The sequence below is a fragment of the Saccharothrix mutabilis subsp. mutabilis genome (assembly GCF_039521145.1).
Classification (GTDB): Bacteria; Actinomycetota; Actinomycetes; order Mycobacteriales; family Pseudonocardiaceae; genus Actinosynnema; species Actinosynnema mutabilis.
Genome location: NZ_BAAABU010000032.1, coordinates 13,171 through 33,115 on the forward strand (window position 1 = coordinate 13,171; position 19,945 = coordinate 33,115).

A 19,945-nucleotide genomic window follows, 5' to 3' on the forward strand; every position below is an offset into this window, starting at 1 on the left:
GCATCTTGCGGACCGCGGGCGCGCCGCGTCAAGGTCTGCGGCCGACGACCGCGTAGAGGTTGGCGCGTCCCGGGTCGTCGGGCACGTCCTCGGGGGACTCGGGCCGCCACTCGGGGGTGAAGACCAGGCCCGGTTCGACGATGTCGAAGCCGTCCATCATGGCCAGCACCTGCTCGCGGGTGCGCGGCGTGATCGGTTCGGCGGTGTGCTGGAAGATGTCCGCGCCCGCCGCCATCTCGCGCGGCATCCGGTCGGGCGTGAAGTGGGACAGCGCCAGGTAGCTGCCCGGCGCGAGCGCGTCGCGGTAGCGGGCCAGGACGCCCCACGGGTCGTCCTCGTCGGGGATGAACTGCATGACGCCCACCGCGAGCAGGCCGACGGGGGCGTCGAAGTCCAGCAGCGCCCCCGCCTCGGCGACCACCGCTTCGGGTTCGCGCAGGTCGGCCAGGACGGCGGTGGCCCGCGGGTTGGCCGCCAGCAGCAGCTCGGAGTGCTTGATGGCGACCGGTTCGATGTCGACGTAGACGACGCGGCAGTCCGGGTTCGCGTCCTGGGCGACCTCGTGGACGTTGCCCACGGTGGGGATGCCCGAGCCGAGGTCGAGGAACTGCGTGATGCCCGCGTCGACCAGGGCCAGCACGGCGCGGCGCAGGTAGGAGCGGTTGAGCCGGGCCATGTCGCGCACCGGCAGCACCCGGACCAGCGCCTCGGCGGTGTCCCGGTCGGCGGCGAAGTTGTGCCCGCCGCCCAGCAGGTAGTCGTAGATGCGGGCCGAGCTCGGGAGGTCGACGTCCACGCCCTCCGGCGCCCAGCTCACCCGGTCACCCACCGCGCACCTCTTTCACCGTGAGGAGATCGAAGACCGGGCCACCTTAGCGACGAACCGCACTCGGACGAACCGCCCCGGCCCCCGGTTTCACCCGGACGTGGCGGCGCCGGCCCGTTCGGGGTCGGTGGTGATCACTTTGTGCTTGCCCCGCCGCGGACGTCCCGCGGCGGGGCTAGACGCAGACCCAGTCGGTCACCACGGTCGTGCCGCCGGAGGCCAGGCGGAACCGCACCGGTCCGGGCGGGGGCGGGCCGAGCAGGAAGCAGCCCAGCTCGTCCAGTTCCGCCTCCTCCGCGGGTCCCGCCGCGGTGAGCAGCTCGACCCGTCCGGGGCGCGCGGGCAGCACCTGCCCGGCGATCCCCGCCTCCGTGACCTCCACCTGCACCGAGACGCCCTCGGCGTCGAACACCAGCTGCCGGGCGGTCACCGCGGCGCGGGCGCGTTCGGCGAGCTGCCCGTCGAGGATCGAGTCGTAGCTGGTGAGCAGCATCAGCTCGGCGTCGACCGTGCGCCAGGTGTAGGCCGCCCGAGCCGCTTCGGCGAACTCCGGCGGGACGTCCCGCGCCTCGGCGAGAGCGGCCCGCAGCTCCGCCAGCAGGACGTCGTCGCTCTCCCACCGGTCACTCACCGCACCCACCTCCCCGTCGTCACCCACCGCCGGTGCTCACCGCGTCCGGCTCCGCCTGGAGGAACCGGACGACGGCCGGCGTCTTGCGCAGCTTGTCCAGGCACCGGATCCGGGTGGGCCCGATGCTGCCGACCGGCATGGCCAACTGCTCGCTGACCTTGGCGTAGCTGGGCGGCGGGTCGGTCATGAGCTTGGCCAGCAGCTCCCGGCACTGCTCGGAGAGCAACCGGAACCCGTCCCGCAGGGCCTGGAAGCGCTGGGCGGTCTCGATCTCGTCGTCCAGGTCCGCGACGACGTCCACCGAGCCGGCCTGCTCCTCGTCGGCCAGGGGGTCGAAGGGCTGCGTGCGTTGCTGCATGCGCAACATCCGCAGGCACTCGTTGCGCGTGGTCGTGGAGATCCAGCCGGGCAGCGCTTCGGGATCGCGCAACCGGCCGATCTGCTCGACGAGGCGCAGCCAGAGCGTCTGGTTGACGTCCGCCGCATCCGCCGGCCGCAACCGGTGCTTGTAGATCACCGACAACACCAGCGGCGTGTACCGGTCGACGATCTCGTTCCAGGCACGCTGATCGCCCTCGGCCGCCGCGTCCACCAACGCGGCGATCGGGGATGCAGGGGTCACGTCCCCTCCCGCGCTCGACTTCCCTCGTGTCTTCCACACACTACGGAGCCCGCAACCCCTCCCCAGATACCTCCCACCCGAAGCCCCCCGGATGGCCCCCGATCGTGGCGCACCCAGCACCACCCGGTGACGACCCACCCACCCGGCCACGCGCCCCCGCACCCGCACGGCCCCCGCGCCCGCGCCGCGCCCGCGCCGCCCCCACATCGCCCTCGCGCCGCCCTGGCCCCCGCACCGCCCCCGCCCCCCGCTTTGCACCCTCACCGCCGCCGACCACCCACCAGCCCTCCCAGCCGCACGCCCCTGGCCCACACCCGACCGCGCGCCTCGGTCCCACGCCCGCCCGGACCCCGTGTGCCAGCGGGCGGGGGCCTGCGCGGCCCTGCGGCTCGTGCGCCCTGGCGGGTCACGCTCCTTGGCCGGTCGTCGCGGGCGTGCTGTGGGCCTGGGGCCGAGGGTGGTCCGGTGCCCGAGGGGTGGGCTGGTGGCTGAGCGGGCCGGTGGCCGAGCGAGCTGGTGGCTGAGCGGCCAGTGGTCGAGGGGTGGGGTGGGGGACTGGTGCGTGTCCGTTGTCCGTTCCCTCCCCGTGCCCGCCGCTCCTTACCTCACGGGAGGCGAGTTCCGGCGAAACCTCACGGATCCTGTATGTCACACGATCGGGTGACGGGACCGAAACCGCGGGTGACCTGCGCCAACCCGGAGCCGCACGGGGGCACCACGGAGCTGCACGGGGACGACACGGCGCTAGTCGACCAGGACGCCGTACCCCGGGAAGAACTCCGCCCCGGCCAGGAGCTTGTCCCGGGCCGCCGTCGCGGTCAGGCCGTCCGTGGTCATCGTCTCCGCGATCCGGCCCGCCACGTGCGGAGCGGCGAAGGACGTGCCCAGCCAGTAAGCGAAGCGGTCGTAGACGTCCACCGTCGGGTCGCCCGGGAGGGCCCACTTGCCCTTCAGGTACGTGCTCGTCCGGTTGCCCACCGCGCACGCGTCGACCCAGTGGCCGGAGTTCGAGTAGCACGCCGGCGCTCGGGAACCGTCCCGTTCCTGCGCCACCGCCGCCACCGCCACCACCCGGCACAGCGCGGCCGGCCAGGACGGGCGGTTGGTGCCCTGGTTGCCGGCCGACGCGACCACCACCACCGACGGCGGCAGCTCGGCGATCGCCCGGCGCACCGGCTCCGACGCCACGTCGTCCTGCGTGAAGCACCCCATCGACACGTTCACGATCTGCACCCGCTCGTCGAACGACCCCAGCGCCGCGACGAACTGCTCCTCCGTGCCCAACCCCGACGGGTCCAGCGCCTTCTCCGGGTCGAAGCGCACCCCGGGCGCCGCCTGCCGCAGCACGCCCGCCACGAAAGTGCCGTGACCGCCCTCCAGCGCGAACACGTCGTCGTGCGCGTAAGCGGCGTCCACCTCTTCCGGCTTCGGCAGGAACGCGTTGGCCAGCCACAGCGGGTGGTCGGCGGCGGCCGTGGACGAGATGCCCGTGTCGACCACCCCCACGACCACGCCCTTGCCGCGCACCTCGCTGCCCTTCTCCGGGTCCGCCAACGGCGACGCCACGCGCGGGGGCTGGCCGGGGTTGCCGTGCATGTTGCCGCCGTGGCCCACCAGCACGTGGTGCGGCTGCACGAACGGCACCCGCTCGCCCGGCCACTGCTCCGGGTCGCGCAGCAGGCGCACGACGTCCGGGATGTCGTCGGGGTTGCGCGGCAGCACCAGGCGGGACATGCCGGCGAAGTCGCGACCGCGTTCGACCGCGAAACCGCTGCGCTGGAGCTTCTCGACCACCCGGGCGACGTCCTCGGGGATCGTCAGCAGCTCCCGCGCGACGAAGAGGAACTCCCGCCCGCGCTCCGCGTGGACCCGGAAGTCCTTGTGCTGCCTGATCGACTCCTGGAACGCCCGCTGGTACAGCTCGGGTCTGTTCGACGGCTCGGACACGGCGGCCTCACAACCAACGGCGTGATCAAGGCTGATCAAGCTACCACAGTGACCTTGGTAATAAGGTGGCTCTCGTGGCCGGGGTTTCCGCCGCCGCAGCGCTGGAAGCCCGGCAACGGGACCCGCACGCGGCAATAGCGATGGGCCGCTCGGCGTTGCGCGCCGCGCGTGCCGCCGGGGACGCCGAGGAGGCGTCCGCGGCCGAGCGCGCGATCGGGTTGTCCCTGCGGGAACTGCACGACTTCGACGGCGCGCTGCGGCACCTGCGGCGGTCGGTGCGCATCGCGGAAGCCGCCGGGTCGGCGCGGTTGGCCGCGCTGGCGCGGATGAGCCTCGCGTTCGTGCTGTCCAACACCGGCCGGCACGCGCAGGCGTTGCGCACGATCAACCGGGCGCTGCCCGACCTGCACGGCGTGGACGCGGGCAGCGGGCGGATGCAGCGCGGTCTGGTGCTGCACTACCTGTGCCGGTACGACGAGGCGTTGCGCGACTACAACGGCGCCATCGAGGTCGTGCGCCGGTCCGGCGAGCGGCTGGTGGAGGCGCGGGCGCTGAACAACCGGGGCCTGCTGCGCGCCTACACCGGCGGGTTGAAGGCGGCCGACGAGGACTTCGACCGCGCCGCCGAGCTGTACCGGGAGCTGGACCAGGAGCTGGCCGTCGCGGACGTGCGGTGGAACGCGGGCATCTCCGCCTCCCGCGCAGGTGACGTGCCCCGCGCGCTGACCATGTTCGCCGAGGCCGAGCGGGAGTACCGGCGGCTGGAGGTGCCGCGCCCGAACCTGCTGATCAACCGGCTGGAGCTGCTGGTCTCGGTGCCCCTGCTGGAGGAGGCGCGGGCGGCGGCCGACCGGGCGCTGGCCGAGCTGGGCAAGGGCATGGTGCTCGCGCGGTCGGAGGCGATGTTCTACCGGGCGCGGATCGCGTTGCTGGAGAACGACCTGGAGCTGGCCGTGCGGATGGCGGCCTCCGCGCGGCAGGGGTTCCGGCGGGAGAAGCGCGAGGTGTGGGCGGTCAGCGCCCGGCACGTCGAGTTGCGCGCCGCCTACCTCAGCGGCGAGCGGTCGCGGCGGCTGGGCACGGCGATGGCGCGCGTGGCGTCCCGGCTGGACGCCCTGGGCTGGCGGATGGCGGCGCTGGAGGCCCGGGTGGACGCGGCCCTGATCGCCCGCGACCTGGGCGACCGGCGGCGGGCGTTGGCGGAGCTGTCCGCGGCGGGCGCGGCGCGGCGGGGCGGTCCGGCGGCGCACCGCGTGCAGGGCTGGTACGCCGAGGCGTTGCGGCGCGACCTGTGGGGCAACCGGCGCGGCGCGCAGAGCGCGTTGCGGCAGGGGTTGAAGCTGCTCGACGAGTACCGGGTGTCGCTGGGCGCGGCGGAGCTGCGGGCGTTGAGCGGCGCGCAGGGCAAGGCGCTGGCGCTGGAGGGCCTGCGGTCCGCGGTGGCGTCCGGGCACGCCGCGCGCGTGCTGACGTGGGCGGAGAGCTGGCGGGCGGGCGCGCTGCGGATGACCCCGGCCCGGCCGCCCGAGGACTCCGGGCTCGCCGACGCGCTGGCCGAGCTGCGCGCGGTCACCTCGGACCTGGAGCTGGCGCTGCTGGCCGGGCGGCCGACCTCGGCGTTGAAGCAGCGGCAGCTGCGCGGCGAGCAGCGGGTGCGCGAGCTGACCCGGCAGACCAGCGGCGGGGGAGCGGTGGACCGGCCGCCCGCCGTGCGTGACCTGGCGTGGGCGTTGGGCGACGCGGCGCTGGTGGAGTACGTGGACTTCGAGGGCACGCTGCTGGCCGTGGTGGTCGCGGGCGGTCGGGCGAGCCTGCACCGGCTGGGCCCGGTGGACGGGGCGGTGCGCGAGATCCGGTTGCTGCGCTTCGCCCTGCACCGGCTGGTGACGCTGCCCGAGCACCTGGACCGCGCGGCCGTCCGGGCGGGCGCGGAGCACGCGGCGGCGCTGCTGGAACGCCGGCTGCTCGCGCCGTTGGCGCGCCGGGTCGAGGGGCGTCCGCTGGTGCTCGCGCCGACCGGGGCGCTGGGCGGTCTGCCGTGGTCGGCGCTGCCGGGGTGCCGGGACCGGTCGGTGACCGTGGCCCCGTCGGCGACGGTGTGGTTCCGGGCGGCGTGCTCCTCGCGGGTCCCGCACGACCGGCCGGTGCTCGCCGCCGGCCCCCGGCTGCCCGCCGCGCCCGCCGAGATCACCGCGATCTCGCCGTTGGCGCGCGGGGCCTCGGTCCTGGTGGGGCCGGCCGCGACGGTGGACGCGGTGGCGTCGGCGATGGACGGCGCGCCGCTGGCGCACGTGGCGGCGCACGGCTCGTTCCGCGCGGACAACCCGCTGTTCTCGGCGTTGGAGCTGGCCGACGGCCCGCTGACCGTCTACGACCTGGAACGCCTGCGCACCCCGCCCGCGCGGGTGGTGCTGTCGGCGTGCGACTCGGGCCTGTCCGCGGTGCGGCCGGGCGACGAGCTGATGGGGTTCACGGCCGCGCTCCTGGGCCTGGGCACCCGCACGCTGATCGCGCCCGTGGTGCCGGTGCCCGCCGAGGTGACCACGCCGTTAATGGTGGACCTGCACCGGCGGCTCGGGCAGGGTCAGCCGCCGGCGGTCGCCCTGGCCGGCGCGCGGGCGGCGCACGTGGACGCCGGCGACGCGGAGTTCGCCGCCGGCGTCGGCTTCCTGTGCTTCGGCGCCTAAGTCACGACAGCGCTCACGACAGCGCGTTGAACACCGCTTCGGCGCGGTCGCGCTTCGCGTAGAGGTCCCAGGCGGTGTCGGCGATCTCGTCGGGGTCCAGCGTGCCGACGCCGGTCAGCCGCCCGTGCCGCTCGGTGATCATCGCGTGGATGTCGCCGCGCTCGACGAGCCCGCCGATGGTGAGGCTGCCCGCGTACACGCCCCGCTCGGCCACGGCGGCGTTCAACGTCAGCGCGTAGTTGCGCAACGCCGCCGACGACAGCGCCAGCGCGCCCAGCGGCGGCATCGGCACCACCGCGCTCAGCCCGCCCGCGAACAGCAGCCCGCCGCGACCCCGTTCGAGCATGCCCGGCAGGACGTGCCCGACGACGTCCACCGCCGGCTGCACCCACGTCATCGCCTCGACCACGTCGGCGGACGTCGTGTCCGTGATCGGCTTCGGGGCCGTGTTCTTGTCCCCGGGCCCGTAGTAGACGACCTCGACCGGCCCCAGCCGCTCGGCGATGGCGTCCACTGTGGACAACAGTCCGGCGCGGTCGCGGACGTCCACCGCGAACGCCTCCGCCGCCACCCCTTCCGCCGCCAGCGCGGCCACGTACCCGGCGTGGCGGTCGGCCGTGCGGGAGACCAGCGCGACCTTCCGCCCCTCCCGCCCGAACCGGTGCGCGATCGACATGCCCAGCCCCGGGCCGACCCCGAGGACGACGACTGCGGACATCCGCGTACCCCCAAAACGGTTGAAGTCGAGGCGACCCTCGACTTCTCCGACGCTAGCACAAAACCGAGGGTGTCCTCGACTTTGTAGGATGTCGGCATGCCCGCCCCGCCCAAGCCGCTCCGCGCGGACGCCGCCCGCAACCGGGCGAAGCTGCTGGACGCGGCGGCGGAGGTGTTCGGCGCCCGCGGCCTGGACGCGCCGCTGGAGCACATCGCCAAGCGGGCCGGGGTCAGCATCGGCACCCTCTACGCCCACTTCCCGACCCGGGACGCCCTGTTCGACGCGATCTTCCCCGAGCGCCTGGCCGCCCTGGACCGCGTCGCCGCCGATGCCCTGGCCGACCCCGACCCGTGGCGGGGCTTCGTGACCTTCCTGGAGGGCGTGTTCACGCTGCAAGCCGAGGACCGGGGCCTCAACGACGCCATCTCGCGCCGCGTGCCGCTGTCCGGCGCGATGGAGAGCGTGTGCACGCGCGGCGTCGGGCACGCCGACAAGATCATCGCCCGCGCTCGGGAGGCCGGTCGGCTGCGCGCGGACTTCACCGTGGCGGACCTGGCCGTGCTCACCTCGGCGGTGTCCCAGGTGATCCGCACCGCCCCGCAGGGCTGGCGGCGGTTCCTGCGCCTCCACCTCGACGGCGTGCGGCGGGGTGCGCCGGACCAGTAGCGTTCCCGGCGTGGACGCACGGGACATGCTCGCGGTGGCGGTGGAGGAGGCCCGGACCGGGCTGGCCGAGGGCGGCATCCCCATCGGGGCCGCGCTGTTCGACCGGGACGGCGCGCTGCTCGGGCGCGGCCACAACCGGCGCGTGCAGGACGGCGACGCCTCGACGCACGCCGAGACCGCCGCGTTCCGCGCCGCGGGCCGCCGGCGGAGCTACCGCGACACGATCATGGTCACCACGCTGTCACCCTGCTGGTATTGCAGCGGCCTGGTGCGCCAGTTCGGCATCGGCCGGGTCGTGGTGGGAGAGGCGCGCACGTTCCACGGCGGCCACGACTGGCTGGCCGAGCACGGCGTCGAGATCACCCTGCTGGACGACCGCGAGTGCGCCGAGATGATGACGGCGTTCATCGCCGAGCGGCCCGAGCTGTGGTACGAGGACATCGGCCAGGATTAACGCGGCACGCGCCGCGCCGACACACCGCCGACACGGGACCGGCCCAAGATCGTCGGGCATGTGGCACGTGGACGGCACCCTGGTCCTGGACGAGCGCACGGTCGCGGTGGAGGTGCCCGCGAGCTGGGCGGCGGAGGTCAGCCACGAACTGCGCGCGGCCGGCCCGCTGGGACCCATCCTCGCGATCCCCGGTCCCCGGCTGCGCTGGCTGTTCCTGGCCCGGCCCGAGCCGGACCCGCGGGTCGCCCCGCCGGAGGTCCGGACCTGGCTCGGGCCGTGCGGCATCCCCGCCCCGCGGTCGCGCTGGGTGGTGGAGCCGGCGGGCGCACTGCCCCGGGAAGGGGCCGTGCGCTGCGCCATCCGCGTCGTCCGCCGCCGCTTCTAGCCGCCCACCTTGGCCAGCGCCTCCTCCTCGCTGTCCACGATGGTGAACACCGAGCTGAGACCGGTCGCCTCGATCGGCCGCAGCACGGCCCGACCGGCGGCCACCAGCACCAGCGGCACGCCCAGCCCGGCCGCCCGCTTGCTGCCGGTGACCAGCGCCTCCAGGCCGGCCGAGCCGAGGAAGCGCACCTCCAAGAGGTCCACGACCACCGCGCGCAGCCCCTCGACGAGGGTCTCCTGCAGCGGCTTGGCCAGCTCGTCCGCGCTGCTGGTGTCCAACTCGCCGGACACGCGCAGCACCACCACCCCGTCCGCGGGCCGGTCGGTCCGCACGGACGCCAGCGTTGCCCCGGGTTCTGGCACCCCGGTCTCCTCTCTCATCGCGCACCGCCGGTGCGGTGCGTGCTCCACGGTAGTCCGGAACGCAGATCGGTGACCGTCGCGGCCAGCACCTGGTCGACCAGCTCACGGCCGTCGGGTGAGGCGCCGAACGCCCGCCGCTGCCGCGCCGCGCCACTGCCGTTGGTGCGCAGCCACTCCAGGTGGTCCTCCACGGTGGACAGGCTGCCCGCGTCGCGCAGCGCGTCGGCGGTGAACTCCACCATCTCCGCGGCCAGCTGCCGCGCCTGCACGAGCGAGCCGGTGCGCGGGTCCACCGCCAGCCCCTCGTAGCCGTCCCGGGCGGCCCGCCAGTAGGCGGCGCGCAGGAGCACGTCGTCCACGCGCTCGGCGTCCGGCGACTCGGCGGCGGTGCGGGCGAAGGCCCGGATGAGTTCGGCGATGACCACGGTCTCGTGCGCGGTCTGCGGGATGTCGGCCACCCGCACCTCGACCGTCGGGACGTGCGAGGAGGGGCGGACGTCCCAGTAGACCATGTTCACGTCCAGCACCACCTCGGTCTGCACCAGCGTCTGCACGAGGCGGTCGTACCGCTCGGCGGACTCCAGGTGCGGCGGCGGCCCGCCGACCGGCCACCGCGACCACACGATCGAGCGCCAGCTCGCGTAACCGCTGTCCTCGGCGGAGGCGATCGGCGAGTTGGCGCTGAGGGCGAGCAGCGTCGGCAGCCAGGGTCTGAGCGCGTTGGACACGCGGACGGCGGTGTCCGGGTCGGGCACGCCGACGTGGACGTGCAGCCCGCACACCCCTTGGCCGCCGAGCAGCTTGCGGTGCGAGTACTCCATGAGCCGGTAGCGCGGGTCGTCGGTGTTCGGCGGCGGTCCGACCGTCCCGACCGGCGGGAAGGCGGAGGCGAGCAGCCGGCACCCGGCGGCGTGCGCGGCCTTGGCCAGGTGGGTGCGCCCGAGCAGCACCTGCTCGGCGAGCTCCTCGGTGGAGTGGCAGACGGGCGTGGCGACCTCGATCTGGAACGGCGTCAGCTCGCGCTGCACGTCCAGGCGGGCACCGGCGTGCTGCGCGACCGCCTCCGCGCCGGGCACGGGATGGCGCGACTCGGGGTCGACCAGGAGGAACTCCTGCTCGACGCCCACGGTCCAGATGTCGGTCATGGGCGTGCCATACCCACTCCGCGCGGTTCTCAATCATCCGAGTTTCACTTCCCCGTCCGCCGGGCACCTCGCAGGGGTGAGACTGCGCCGAAGCGACCCCCACGGTCCGGGCTGGCGCCGCCTGCGCCACGGCCGGGGCTTCCGGTACGTGGACGAGGACGGCGCGACCCCCACCCCGGACGAGTTGGCGCGCATCAAGGCCCTGGTCATCCCGCCGGCGTGGCGGGACGTGTGGGTGTGCCCCCACGAGAACGGCCACCTCCAGGCGGTGGGCACGGACTCGGCGGGGCGGCGGCAGTACCTGTACCACGAGCGGTGGCGGCGGGAGCGGGACGAGGAGAAGCACTCGCGGGTGCTGGACCTGGCGCCGTCGTTGCCGGCGTTCCGGGCGCGGTTGCTGGATGAGTTGCTCAGGCGGGGACGGGACTCCTCGCGGGTGGTGGCCGTGGCGCTGGCGATGCTGGACCGCGGCGTGTTCCGAGTGGGCGGGGAGTCCTACGCGGAGGACAACGGCACTCACGGGGTGGCGACGCTGTTGTGCTCGCACGTGAAGGTGCGCGGGTCCACTGTGGACTTCTGCTATCCGGCCAAGGGCGGCATCGAGTTCTGCACCCAGGTGGTCGACGCCGATCTGGCTCGGGCGGTGAAGTCGCTGCTGCGCGGGCGGGAGCCGGACGAGCGCCTGCTGGTGGACGCGGACGGGCGCGGGGTGACGGCGGAGGACGTGAACGAGCGGTTCAAGGAGATGGTGGGGGAGGAGTACTCGGTCAAGGACCTGCGGACGTGGCACGCGACCGTGCTGGCGGCGGTGGCTTTCGCGGAGCAGGGGCGACCGGAGTCGGTGCGGGGGCGGAAACGGGTCGAGGCGGCGGTGATGCGCGAGGTGTCGGAGAACCTGGGCAACACTCCGGCGGTGGCGCGCAAGTCGTATGTGGATCCGAGGGTCGTAGAATTGTTCAACAAAGGAACAGTCCTCTCGGTGCTGTCGGACGACCGAGAGGTGACCGAAAAGGCAGTGATCGAACTGCTGACCCCGCAAAAAACGCGCCGCAAGAAACGCTGACGCCGCGCGGAACCGGAGCCGGACGGCGGACGGCGCGCTTTTGATTGGGCTATCAGCCACAGGAAGGGCCTCGGTTCGTTCCCCGTACGGCCTGGGCGCAGCCCAACCGCGCTTCGCTCCTTCTCGCAACCAGCTTTTCCGGTTGCGAGAAGGAGCGAAGGGTGGTTGCCTCCGGCAGGCCGTGCGGGGAACGAACCGACGCCCTTCCACCCCCGGGGGCCTGCCGCGCGGCGAGCGCCGCTTTTAGCACTTCGCTCTTCTCTTTTCTCTCGCCGCTCTTCGCTCGCCGCTCGCCGCTTTTCGCTCTTGAGAGCGCGCCAGCGCGTTCAAGCCCTAAAGCGGGGCATCCGAAGAAAGAAGAGCGCCGACATCCTCGTGCAACCGCAAAGCCCCACCGACGAGAACGATCTCAGCCCCACCGGCGACAGCCAACAAAGGCAACACCTCGTCCGCCCGCCCCCCGTCGGCCAGCCGGGACCCGACCAGCGGATCGGTCAACAACAACGTCTCCACCCGACCCTCCGCCAACGCCTCGCCCACCGCGTCGATCCCGTGCACCGCCCGCCCGGTCAACCCGGTCACCTCGTCCCGGAACCGCTGCACCACCGCCCGCCGCGCATCCTGGTTCGCCCGCCCCGCCAGGTGCAGCACCGCGCGGTCCGGCGCGCCCTCCACCTCGACCACCAACCGGTGGTACTTCCCCGGCAGCGCCACCCGCACCGACCGCCGCGCCGGCAACGACCCGGCCAGCACCAGCAGCGGCGCGGAGAGCCGGTCCACGAGGGTGGTCGCCTCCTGGGCCACGTCCGCCAGCTCCGCCGCGTCCAGCCGACGCTCGCGCGCACCCACCGAAGCCACCGCCACCGGACGGCCGCCCGCGTCCACCCCGCGCAGGTCCGCGCCGTGCTCGTCCACCCGCACCACGACATGCGGCAGCAACGGCTCAGCCAAGTCCACCATCGGCAACACGTACGGCAACGCGCCGAACCGCGCCACATAACCGGACGGGGCCATCGGCAACGGCTCGTCCACCAGCACCCGGCCGTCCCCGGCCACCAGGCCCCGCCCCACCGAACCCCCGGAGTCCGCGAGGGCCGACTCGATCAGGTCCAGGAGATCGCCGAACGCCCCCTCGGCCTCCAACTGGTCGCGCATGGCGCGCCACCGCAACGAAACGTGTTCACCCACGTCGAGGCACACGGAGACAAACGGTCCCTCCGCCCCGACGACGTCCTGGAAGTGCGTCGTGCGCATCGGCCCTCCTGCGGGTTGACCTCACTCTGTCGAGGTACCCGCCGGCGACTCAGGGCAACCGTTGCCGTGCCCTCTGCTCGCACCACACGCAGCTCTCCGCCAGCGCGACCGACGCGAAGCCCAGCGCCAGGTGCGCCGCGTTGCCGATCGTGCCCGCGTCCAGCGGGCCGCCCGGCGTGCCGGCGCCCACCGCGAAGACGACCAGGAACACCAAGCCCAGGAACGTGCCCACGAAACGCTCCGCGCGCACCCGGAACGCGGCGGTCGACACCGCCGCGCCGGTGATCACGTGGAACAGCCCGAGCGCGGTCCGACCCGCCACGCGGTCGACCACGCCCCACGCGAGGAGCACGACGCCCAGAGCCAGCGCGGCCCGTTGCGGCCAGGACAGGTTCGCCACGGCGACCACCCCTCTCGCTCGTCACACATCATCGAGCAGAGTGCGCAGCCGGGCCAGTGAACGGCTCAACAACCTGGACACGTGCATCTGCGACACCCCGACCGAGTCGGCGATCTGGCTCTGGGTCATGTTCCGGAAGAAGCGCAGCACGACGATCCGCCGCTCGCGCCGGGGCAGGCCGCGCAGCATCGGGTCCAGCGCGTGCTGCAACTCCACGACCTCCAGGGCCGGGTCGTCCGAACCCAACCGGTCGGCGTCCAGCTCCTCGTCGTCCAGCGCGTCCAGCGACAGCAGGTGGTGGGCGGAGGTCGCGTGCAGGCCCTCGTAGACCTCGTCCACGCTGATGCCCAGGTGGCGCGCGACCTCGGTCGGCTTGGGGGAGCGGCCGGTGCGGCGGGCCAGTTCGACCCGCGCGGTGTCGATCGACGTGCACAGCTCCTTGAGCCGGCGCGGCACCCGGACCGCCCAGCCCTGGTCGCGCAGGTACCGGCGGACCTCGCCGGTGATCGTCGGCACGGCGAAGGCCAGGAAGTCGATCCCCCGGGACGCGTCGAACCGGTCCACCGCGTGGATCAGCCCCAGCGCCGCGACCTGCCGCAGGTCCTCCACGAACTCGCCGCGCTCGGCGAACCGGTCGGCGATGTGCCGGGCCAGCGGCAGGTGCTCGGTCACCAGCCGGTCGCGCAGCTGCGCGTAGCGCGAACCGTCACGCTGCGTCGCCGCGAGTTCGGCGAACAGCGGCTGGTAGTCGACGGCGTTCATGCCCGGCACCTCAGTTCGACGTGCAGCAGGCCGTCGCCGTCCACCCACGTGGCCACCGTGTCGGCCATAGCGGAGACGACCCGCCAGTACAACGACCGGTGATCGGGCACGGTCACGGCCGATGAGCGGACCTGGGCGCGGAACCGCACCGAATCACCGTCTCGGACGAACCGGCAGGCCAGGACGGCGTGCTCGCGGGCGCGGGTGATCAGCGTCGAGCAGGCCTCGTCCACCGCCACCACGAGGTCGACCGCCAACGAGGGCGTGGACCGGGCGATGGCGCCCGCGACCGCGCGGATGGTGGACAGGCTGGCCGGTAGCGCCGCCATCCGTAGCTCGACCGCCCTGTCCATGGCTGCGGCATACCCGGGCCGTGACCCGCCTACACCCCCGTCCACACAGGACTGCGCATCAGAATCGTGAAAGCCGAACAAGGACGAACCGCCCGAACATCACGGTTTGCGAACAGTGGTAGGAAATGAGTGACCGGGGTCATACTGTTCGCCTCCCCGACACCCACCCGGAGGCGCCGGTGCTGGAGGCGAACAACCTTGAGGTGGTCTACGACGACGTGATGCTGGTGTTGCGCGGCGTGAGCCTGCGCATCCCCGAAGGGCGGATCGTCGCGTTGCTCGGCGCCAACGGCGCCGGGAAGACCACCTTGCTGCGGGCCTTCTCGGGCCTGCTCGACGTGCACGACGGGAAGGTGACCCGAGGCTCTGTCACGTTGGACGGCAAGCCGATCCACCGGTCCTCACCGGCCCGGATCGCGGCACTGGGCGTGAAGCAGGCGCTGGAGGGACGCCGCATCCTGGCCGAGTTGACCGTGGAGGAGAACCTGCGGATCGGCGGCCACGCGCGACCCCGCTCGCTCAAGCAGAACCTGGAGCGGATGTACGCGCTGTTCCCGCGGCTCAAGGAGCGGCGCAGGCAGAGCGCGGGCTACCTGTCCGGTGGCGAGCAGCAGATGCTGTCGATCGGCCGGGCGCTGATGTCCGAGCCCCGCTACCTGCTGCTCGACGAGCCCAGCCTGGGTCTGGCGCCGCTGATGGTGCACCAGATCCGGGACCTCATCGTCAAGATCAACGAGCAGGGGACCACGGTGCTGCTGGTGGAGCAGAACGCCACGATGGCGCTGTCCATCGCCGACCACGGCTACGTCCTGGAGACCGGCAAGGTCGTGATGGACAAGCCCGCCGTCGCGCTGCTGGCCGACGAGGACGTGCGCGAGTTCTACCTGGGCCTGCGCGCCGAGGGCACGACCTCGTCGTTCCGCGAGGTCAAGCACTACAAGCGGCGGAAGCGGTGGTTGTCGTGACCGGGGACGCCGTGCTGGAAGTCCAGGACATCGCCCTCTCCTTCAGCGGGGTCAAGGCGGTCGACGGCGTGTCGTTCACCGTCGGCGCGGGCGAGCTGTTCGCGATCATCGGGCCCAACGGCGCCGGCAAGACGTCGATCTTCAACGTCCTGTCCGGCGTGTACCGGCCGCAGCAGGGCTCGGTGCGCTTCAAGGGGCAGGAGATCCTCGGGATGCGCCCGCACCGGATCGCCGCCCTGGGCGTGGCGCGGACGTTCCAGAACATCGAGCTGTTCGCCCACCTGACCGTGGTGGACAACCTGATGCTGGGCCGGCACAACCACATGCGCTACGGGGCGCTGTCCGCGTTCGCGTGGCTGGGCCGGGCGCGGCGCGAGGAGCTGGCCAACCGGCAGGCGGTCGAGGACGTGATCGACTTCCTGGAGCTGGAGCAGTGGCGGCGGCTGCCCGTGGGCCTGCTGCCCTACGGCGTGCAGAAGCGCGTGGAGCTGGGCCGGGCGCTGGCCATGGAGCCGAAGGTGCTGCTGCTGGACGAGCCGGTGGCGGGCATGAACGTCGAGGAGACCGAGGACATGGCCCGGTTCGTCCTCGACGTCCGCGACGAGCTGGGCATCGCGATGGTCATGGTGGAGCACGACATGGGGCTGGTGATGGAGCTGGCCGACCGGGTCATGGTGGTGGACTTCGGCAAGCCCATCCGCACCGGCACGCCCGCGGAGGTGCAGCGCGACCCCGACGTCGTCCGCGCCTACCTGGGCGAGCAGCACAAGACGGTCGGAGGTGCGGCATGACGACGGCTCTCAGCCGCGAGTCCGTGGGAGGTGCGGCATGACGGCAGCTCTCAGCCGCGAGCCGGTCGGAGGTGCGGCATGACGACGGCTACCCAGCTCGCCACGAACACCGTCGCCGGGCGCGTGCGGGACCGCGCCGCCACCAACCCGGACGCGGTCGCGTTGCGCGCCAAGGACTTCGGCATCTGGCGGGAAGTCACCTGGCAGGAGTACTGGGCGTCCGCCGAGCTGGTCGGCCACGCCCTGCTCGCCCTGGGCGTCGAACCCGGCGACCGGGTCGCGATCCACTCCGAGAACCGCCGCGAGTGGCTCTACGCCGACGTCGGCGCCACCGCCGTCCGCGCGGTCACCGTGGGCCTGTACCCGACCAACCCGGCGGGCGAGGTCGCCTACCTGCTGTCCCACTCCGGCGCGCGGGTGCTGGTGGCCGAGGACCAGGAGCAGGTGGACAAGGCGCTGGCCGTGCTGGACGCCCTGCCGGACCTGGAGAAGATCGTCTACCTGGAGCCGCGCGGCATCCGGCACCGCTACGACAACCCGAAGCTGGTGTCGTGGGAGGAGTTCCTCGCCCTGGGCGCGGAGCACCGCGCCGCCCACCCCGACGCCGTCGAGCAGCGGATGCGGCAGGTCGAGGCGGACGACGTGCTGACCTTGATCTACACCTCGGGCACCACCGGGCCGCCCAAGGGCGCGATGCTCACCGTGGCCAACGTCGAGTTCGCCATCGAGACCCTGGTGGAGGGCGGCGGGTTCACCTCGCCGCCGCCCTCGCCCAAGGACGTCACCCTGTCGTACCTGCCGCTGTGCCACGTGGCGGAGCGGATCTTCACGACGTGGTTCAGCGCGTCCGCGGGCATCCAGGTGCACTTCGCCGAGTCGATCGAGACCGTGCAGCCCAACCTGCGCGAAGTGCAGCCGACGATCCTGTTCGGCGTGCCCCGCATCTGGGAGAAGGTGCTGGCGGCGGTCACCATCGGCGCGTCCTCGGCGACCTGGCTCAAGCGCGTCACGACGAGGTTCTGGCTGCGCGTGGCCGACCGGATCGGCGAGGAGCTGGTGCGCAACGGCGGCAGGCACACCGCGGCCACGCGGCTGAAGTACGCCGTGGGCTGGGTGTTCTGCTACCGCGCGCTGCGCACGCGGATCGGCATGCGCCGGGTCCGCTACGCCGCGTCGGGCGCCGCCCCGATCGCGCCCGAGGTGCTGAAGTTCTTCATGGGCATCGGCGTGCCGATGCACGAGGTCTACGGCATGACCGAGAACACCGCGATCGCCACCGCGAACCGGCCCGGCCGGGTCAAGGTCGGCACCGTCGGCGAGCCGCACGACGCGGTCGAGCTGCGGATCACCGAGGACGGCGAGATCCAGACCCGCCACCCGGGCACCTTCAAGGGCTACTGGCGCGACGAGGACGCCACCCGGCGCGTGCTGACCGGGGACGGCTGGCTGCGCACCGGCGACGTCGGCGAGTGGGTGGACGGCACGCACGTGCGGATCACCGACCGGATGAAGGACATCATCATCACCGCCGGCGGCAAGAACGTGGCCCCGTCGGAGATCGAGAACGCCCTCAAGACCTCGCCGTTCATCAAGGAAGCCGTCGTCGTCGGCGACCAGCGCGCGTACCTGGTCGCGCTGATCGGCATCGAGTACGACATGGTCGGCCACTGGGCCCGCGACCGCAAGATCGCCTACACCACCTACCGGGACCTGTCGGAGAAGGCGGAGGTGAAGGAACTGGTGCAGGGGATCGTCACCAAGGTCAACGAGAAGTTCGCGTCCGTGGAGCAGGTCAAGAAGTTCCGGATGCTGCCCAAGGAACTCGACCACGAGGACGGCGAGCTGACCGCCACGCAGAAGGTCAAGCGGTCCGCGCTGGCCAAGGCGTTCGGCGACCTCGTGGACGACATGTACTCGGGAGGGACCCGGTGAGTGAATTCCTCCAGAGCCTGATCCGCGGCCTGGGCACGGGGTCGATCTACGCGTTGCTGGCCCTCGGGTTCGTGATCATCTACAAGTCCACGCGGGTGATCAGCTTCGCGCAGCCGGCGTTCATGCTGGCCGGCGCGGTGCTGGTCAGCTACCTGGCCGCCGACGTCGGGTTCTTCGTGGCCGTGCCGATCGCGGCGGTGCTGATCGCCGTGCTGGCGCTGGGCGTCGAGCGGACCGTGCTGCGGCCGATGATCGGCAAGCCGGTGTTCGTGGTCGCGATCATCACCATCGGCGTGGACGTGGTGGTGCGGGTGGTGACCAACGCGTTCATCGGCCTGGACGTGCGGCAGGTCGGCGACCCGTGGGGCCTGAACACCGTCTCCTTCCTCGGCGTCGAGGTGCAGGAGCGCTACCTGGTGATGTTCGGGACCACCGGGGTCGTGGTGGCCGTGCTGTTCGCGTTCTTCCGGTTCTCCCGGGTCGGGCTCGCCATGCGCGCGGTCGCCTACGACCAGGAGGTCGCGATGGCGCAGGGCATCTCGGTCGGCTCGGTGTTCGCGCTGTCGTGGGCGATCGCGGGCGGGCTCGCGGCGCTGGCCGGCGTGTTCGTCGCGACCGGCGCGGGCGTGGACCAGCAGTTGTGGATCATCGCGCTGAAAGCGCTGCCCGCCATCATCCTCGGCGGCCTGGACTCGCTGGGCGGCGCGGTCGCCGGCGGGTTGGCCGTGGGCGTCGTGGAATCGCTGGTCGGCACCTACCAAGGAGACGTGGCGCCCTGGCTCGGACCCAACTTCGCCCTGGTGGCGCCGTACGCGCTGATGCTGGTCGTGCTCCTCGTGCGGCCCTACGGGTTGTTCGGCAGCAAGGAGGTGGAGCGGCTGTGAAGGGTCGTCCCGAGCTGTACACCTCTTATGCGCAGGACATGGCGTTCCTCAACACGCGCCCGAAGCGGGCGTGGACCGGGGCGCTGGTGGTGTTCGCGCTGCTCATGCCGTTCGCCGTCACCGACGACCTGTTGATGTTGCTGGCCACCGGGTTCGTCGCGGCGATCGGGGCGATCGGGCTCAACATCGTCACCGGCTACGCGGGCCAGGTGTCGTTGGGGCACGCGTTCTTCCTGGCGATCGGCGCGTACACGGGCGCGGCGCTGTCCGGCGACCCGGACGGGCGCGTGCTGGGCTTCGGCGTGACCTCGCTGCCGGTGTGGCTGTTGGCGTCGGGCCTGGTCGCGGCGCTGTTCGGTGTGATCGTCGCGCCGCTGGCGGTCCGGTTGCGCGGCCTGTACCTGGCGATCGTGACGCTGGGCCTGGTCTTCCTGGGCGAGCACATCTTCCGGGAGTGGGACTCGCTCACCGGTGGTCCCGGCGTGGGCCGTCCGGCGGCGGTGCCCGAGGTGTTCGGCGTTCGGCTGGACCGGCCCAGCGAGTTCTTCACCGGTCCGCAACAGCTCTACCTGCTGATGTTCGTCCTGCTGGTGATCTTCGGCGTGCTGGCGCGCAACCTGGTGCGGTCGCGGATCGGGCGGGCGTTCGCCGCGGTCCGGGACCGGGACCTGGCGGCGGCGGTCATCGGCGTGGACCTGACCAAGTACAAGGTGCTGGCGTTCGCCATCTCCTCCTTCTACGCCGGGGTCGCGGGCGCGCTGCTGTTCGTGGTCAACGGGTTCTTCGACCCCGGTTCGTTCAACCTGCTGTTGTCGGTGCAGTACATCGCGATGGTCCTCATCGGCGGTGCGGGCACCATCTCGGGGGCGGTCATGGGCGCCCTGTTCATCACGCTGCTGCCGCGCATCACCCGGGAACTGCCCACGGTGCTGCCGTTCATCAGCTCCGATGCGACGGGCGCGATCACGGTGTTCCAGGTCGAAGCGGTCCTGTACGGGCTGCTGATCGTGGTCTTCCTCATCGTCGAGCCACGCGGCCTGTTCGGGATTTGGGTGCGTGTCCGCAACTACTGGCGCACTTGGCCTTTCTCGTACTGAA

General features: G+C 72.6%; 21 protein-coding genes. 10 read left to right on the forward strand and 11 right to left on the reverse strand.

The window, feature by feature from the left end; all coding sequences use genetic code 11:
* Positions 1-28: 28 nt before the first annotated feature.
* The 4 genes from ABD126_RS36355 to ABD126_RS36370 form a co-directional block, all read right to left on the reverse strand.
* Positions 29-829: an SAM-dependent methyltransferase gene (locus ABD126_RS36355; protein WP_343939767.1), complete on the reverse strand. Its 801-nt coding sequence runs from the start codon at positions 827-829 to the stop codon at positions 29-31.
* Positions 830-1,001: 172 nt separating this feature from the next.
* Positions 1,002-1,457, reverse strand: a complete 456-nt coding sequence (locus ABD126_RS36360) for a hypothetical protein (RefSeq protein WP_343939769.1) — start codon at positions 1,455-1,457, stop codon at positions 1,002-1,004.
* Positions 1,458-1,476: 19 nt separating this feature from the next.
* Positions 1,477-2,079 (reverse strand): RNA polymerase sigma factor, encoded by a 603-nt coding sequence (locus ABD126_RS36365; RefSeq protein WP_343939771.1) that lies wholly within the window; start codon positions 2,077-2,079, stop codon positions 1,477-1,479.
* Positions 2,080-2,823: 744 nt separating this feature from the next.
* Positions 2,824-4,026 carry a S8 family peptidase gene (locus tag ABD126_RS36370; protein WP_343939773.1) on the reverse strand — a complete coding sequence of 401 codons (1,203 nt, stop codon included), beginning with the start codon at positions 4,024-4,026 and terminating at the stop codon, positions 2,824-2,826.
* A gap of 74 nt (positions 4,027-4,100) precedes the next feature.
* Here ABD126_RS36370 and ABD126_RS36375 point away from each other — a divergent pair, with 74 nt between their 5' ends.
* Positions 4,101-6,713, forward strand: a complete 2,613-nt coding sequence (locus ABD126_RS36375) for a CHAT domain-containing protein (protein ID WP_343939775.1) — start codon at positions 4,101-4,103, stop codon at positions 6,711-6,713.
* Positions 6,714-6,726: 13 nt separating this feature from the next.
* Here ABD126_RS36375 and ABD126_RS36380 read toward each other — a convergent pair whose 3' ends face one another.
* Positions 6,727-7,431, reverse strand: a complete 705-nt coding sequence (locus tag ABD126_RS36380; protein WP_343939777.1) for an SDR family NAD(P)-dependent oxidoreductase — start codon at positions 7,429-7,431, stop codon at positions 6,727-6,729.
* A gap of 96 nt (positions 7,432-7,527) precedes the next feature.
* Here ABD126_RS36380 and ABD126_RS36385 point away from each other — a divergent pair, with 96 nt between their 5' ends.
* From ABD126_RS36385 to ABD126_RS36395, 3 genes are read left to right on the forward strand one after another with little or no spacing between them, the layout of a single operon-like run.
* Positions 7,528-8,097 (forward strand): TetR/AcrR family transcriptional regulator, encoded by a 570-nt coding sequence (locus tag ABD126_RS36385; protein WP_343939779.1) that lies wholly within the window; start codon positions 7,528-7,530, stop codon positions 8,095-8,097.
* Positions 8,098-8,122: 25 nt separating this feature from the next.
* The gene (locus ABD126_RS36390; protein WP_343939902.1) at positions 8,123-8,551 is read left to right on the forward strand and encodes a nucleoside deaminase; all 429 of its coding nucleotides are present in this window, start codon (positions 8,123-8,125) and stop codon (positions 8,549-8,551) included.
* A 58-nt stretch (positions 8,552-8,609) separates the two neighbouring features.
* On the forward strand, positions 8,610-8,936 hold the full coding sequence (locus tag ABD126_RS36395; RefSeq protein WP_343939781.1) for a hypothetical protein: 327 nt from the start codon (positions 8,610-8,612) through the stop codon (positions 8,934-8,936).
* Here the strand turns inward: ABD126_RS36395 and ABD126_RS36400 are convergent.
* Together ABD126_RS36400 and ABD126_RS36405 are read right to left on the reverse strand one after the other, a co-directional pair.
* Entirely contained in the window at positions 8,933-9,298 is a 366-nt protein-coding gene (locus ABD126_RS36400) for an STAS domain-containing protein (protein WP_343939783.1), read from the reverse strand. The two genes, ABD126_RS36395 and ABD126_RS36400, sit on opposite strands and share 4 nt — an antisense overlap.
* Positions 9,299-9,312: 14 nt before the next feature.
* Complete coding sequence (locus tag ABD126_RS36405) at positions 9,313-10,443, reverse strand: carboxylate-amine ligase (RefSeq protein WP_343939785.1); 1,131 nt, start codon at positions 10,441-10,443, stop codon at positions 9,313-9,315.
* 76 nt (positions 10,444-10,519) lie between these two features.
* On the opposite strand from ABD126_RS36405, the gene ABD126_RS36410 reads away from it, so the two are divergent.
* On the forward strand, positions 10,520-11,506 hold the full coding sequence (locus tag ABD126_RS36410) for a DNA topoisomerase IB (protein WP_343939787.1): 987 nt from the start codon (positions 10,520-10,522) through the stop codon (positions 11,504-11,506).
* 333 nt (positions 11,507-11,839) lie between these two features.
* Here ABD126_RS36410 and ABD126_RS36415 read toward each other — a convergent pair whose 3' ends face one another.
* The 4 genes from ABD126_RS36415 to ABD126_RS36430 are packed head-to-tail and all read right to left on the reverse strand — an operon-like array spanning position 11,840 to position 14,275.
* On the reverse strand, positions 11,840-12,760 hold the full coding sequence (locus tag ABD126_RS36415; protein ID WP_343939789.1) for a baeRF2 domain-containing protein: 921 nt from the start codon (positions 12,758-12,760) through the stop codon (positions 11,840-11,842).
* A 49-nt stretch (positions 12,761-12,809) separates the two neighbouring features.
* Positions 12,810-13,160, reverse strand: a complete 351-nt coding sequence (locus ABD126_RS36420; protein ID WP_343939791.1) for a hypothetical protein — start codon at positions 13,158-13,160, stop codon at positions 12,810-12,812.
* Positions 13,161-13,181: 21 nt separating this feature from the next.
* Positions 13,182-13,922, reverse strand: a complete 741-nt coding sequence (locus ABD126_RS36425; RefSeq protein WP_343939793.1) for a SigB/SigF/SigG family RNA polymerase sigma factor — start codon at positions 13,920-13,922, stop codon at positions 13,182-13,184.
* A complete protein-coding gene (locus ABD126_RS36430; RefSeq protein ID WP_343939795.1) occupies positions 13,919-14,275 on the reverse strand; it encodes an ATP-binding protein in 357 nt (118 codons plus the stop codon). The genes ABD126_RS36425 and ABD126_RS36430 overlap by 4 nt, the downstream gene beginning before the upstream one ends.
* Before the next feature lie 125 nt (positions 14,276-14,400).
* Between ABD126_RS36430 and ABD126_RS36435 the strand changes: the two genes are divergently transcribed.
* The 5 genes from ABD126_RS36435 (at position 14,401) to ABD126_RS36455 (ending at position 19,944) form a co-directional block, all read left to right on the forward strand.
* Positions 14,401-15,240 (forward strand): ABC transporter ATP-binding protein, encoded by an 840-nt coding sequence (locus ABD126_RS36435; protein ID WP_343939796.1) that lies wholly within the window; start codon positions 14,401-14,403, stop codon positions 15,238-15,240.
* The gene (locus ABD126_RS36440; protein WP_343939798.1) at positions 15,237-16,031 is read left to right on the forward strand and encodes an ABC transporter ATP-binding protein; all 795 of its coding nucleotides are present in this window, start codon (positions 15,237-15,239) and stop codon (positions 16,029-16,031) included. The genes ABD126_RS36435 and ABD126_RS36440 overlap by 4 nt, the downstream gene beginning before the upstream one ends.
* A 78-nt stretch (positions 16,032-16,109) precedes the next feature.
* Positions 16,110-17,963 carry an AMP-dependent synthetase/ligase gene (locus ABD126_RS36445; RefSeq protein WP_343939800.1) on the forward strand — a complete coding sequence of 618 codons (1,854 nt, stop codon included), beginning with the start codon at positions 16,110-16,112 and terminating at the stop codon, positions 17,961-17,963.
* Entirely contained in the window at positions 17,960-18,847 is an 888-nt protein-coding gene (locus tag ABD126_RS36450; protein ID WP_343939802.1) for a branched-chain amino acid ABC transporter permease, read from the forward strand. The genes ABD126_RS36445 and ABD126_RS36450 overlap by 4 nt, the downstream gene beginning before the upstream one ends.
* Positions 18,844-19,944, forward strand: coding sequence for a branched-chain amino acid ABC transporter permease (locus ABD126_RS36455; protein ID WP_343939804.1), 1,101 nt, complete (start codon positions 18,844-18,846; stop codon positions 19,942-19,944). The genes ABD126_RS36450 and ABD126_RS36455 overlap by 4 nt, the downstream gene beginning before the upstream one ends.
* Position 19,945: the final 1 nt, after the last annotated feature.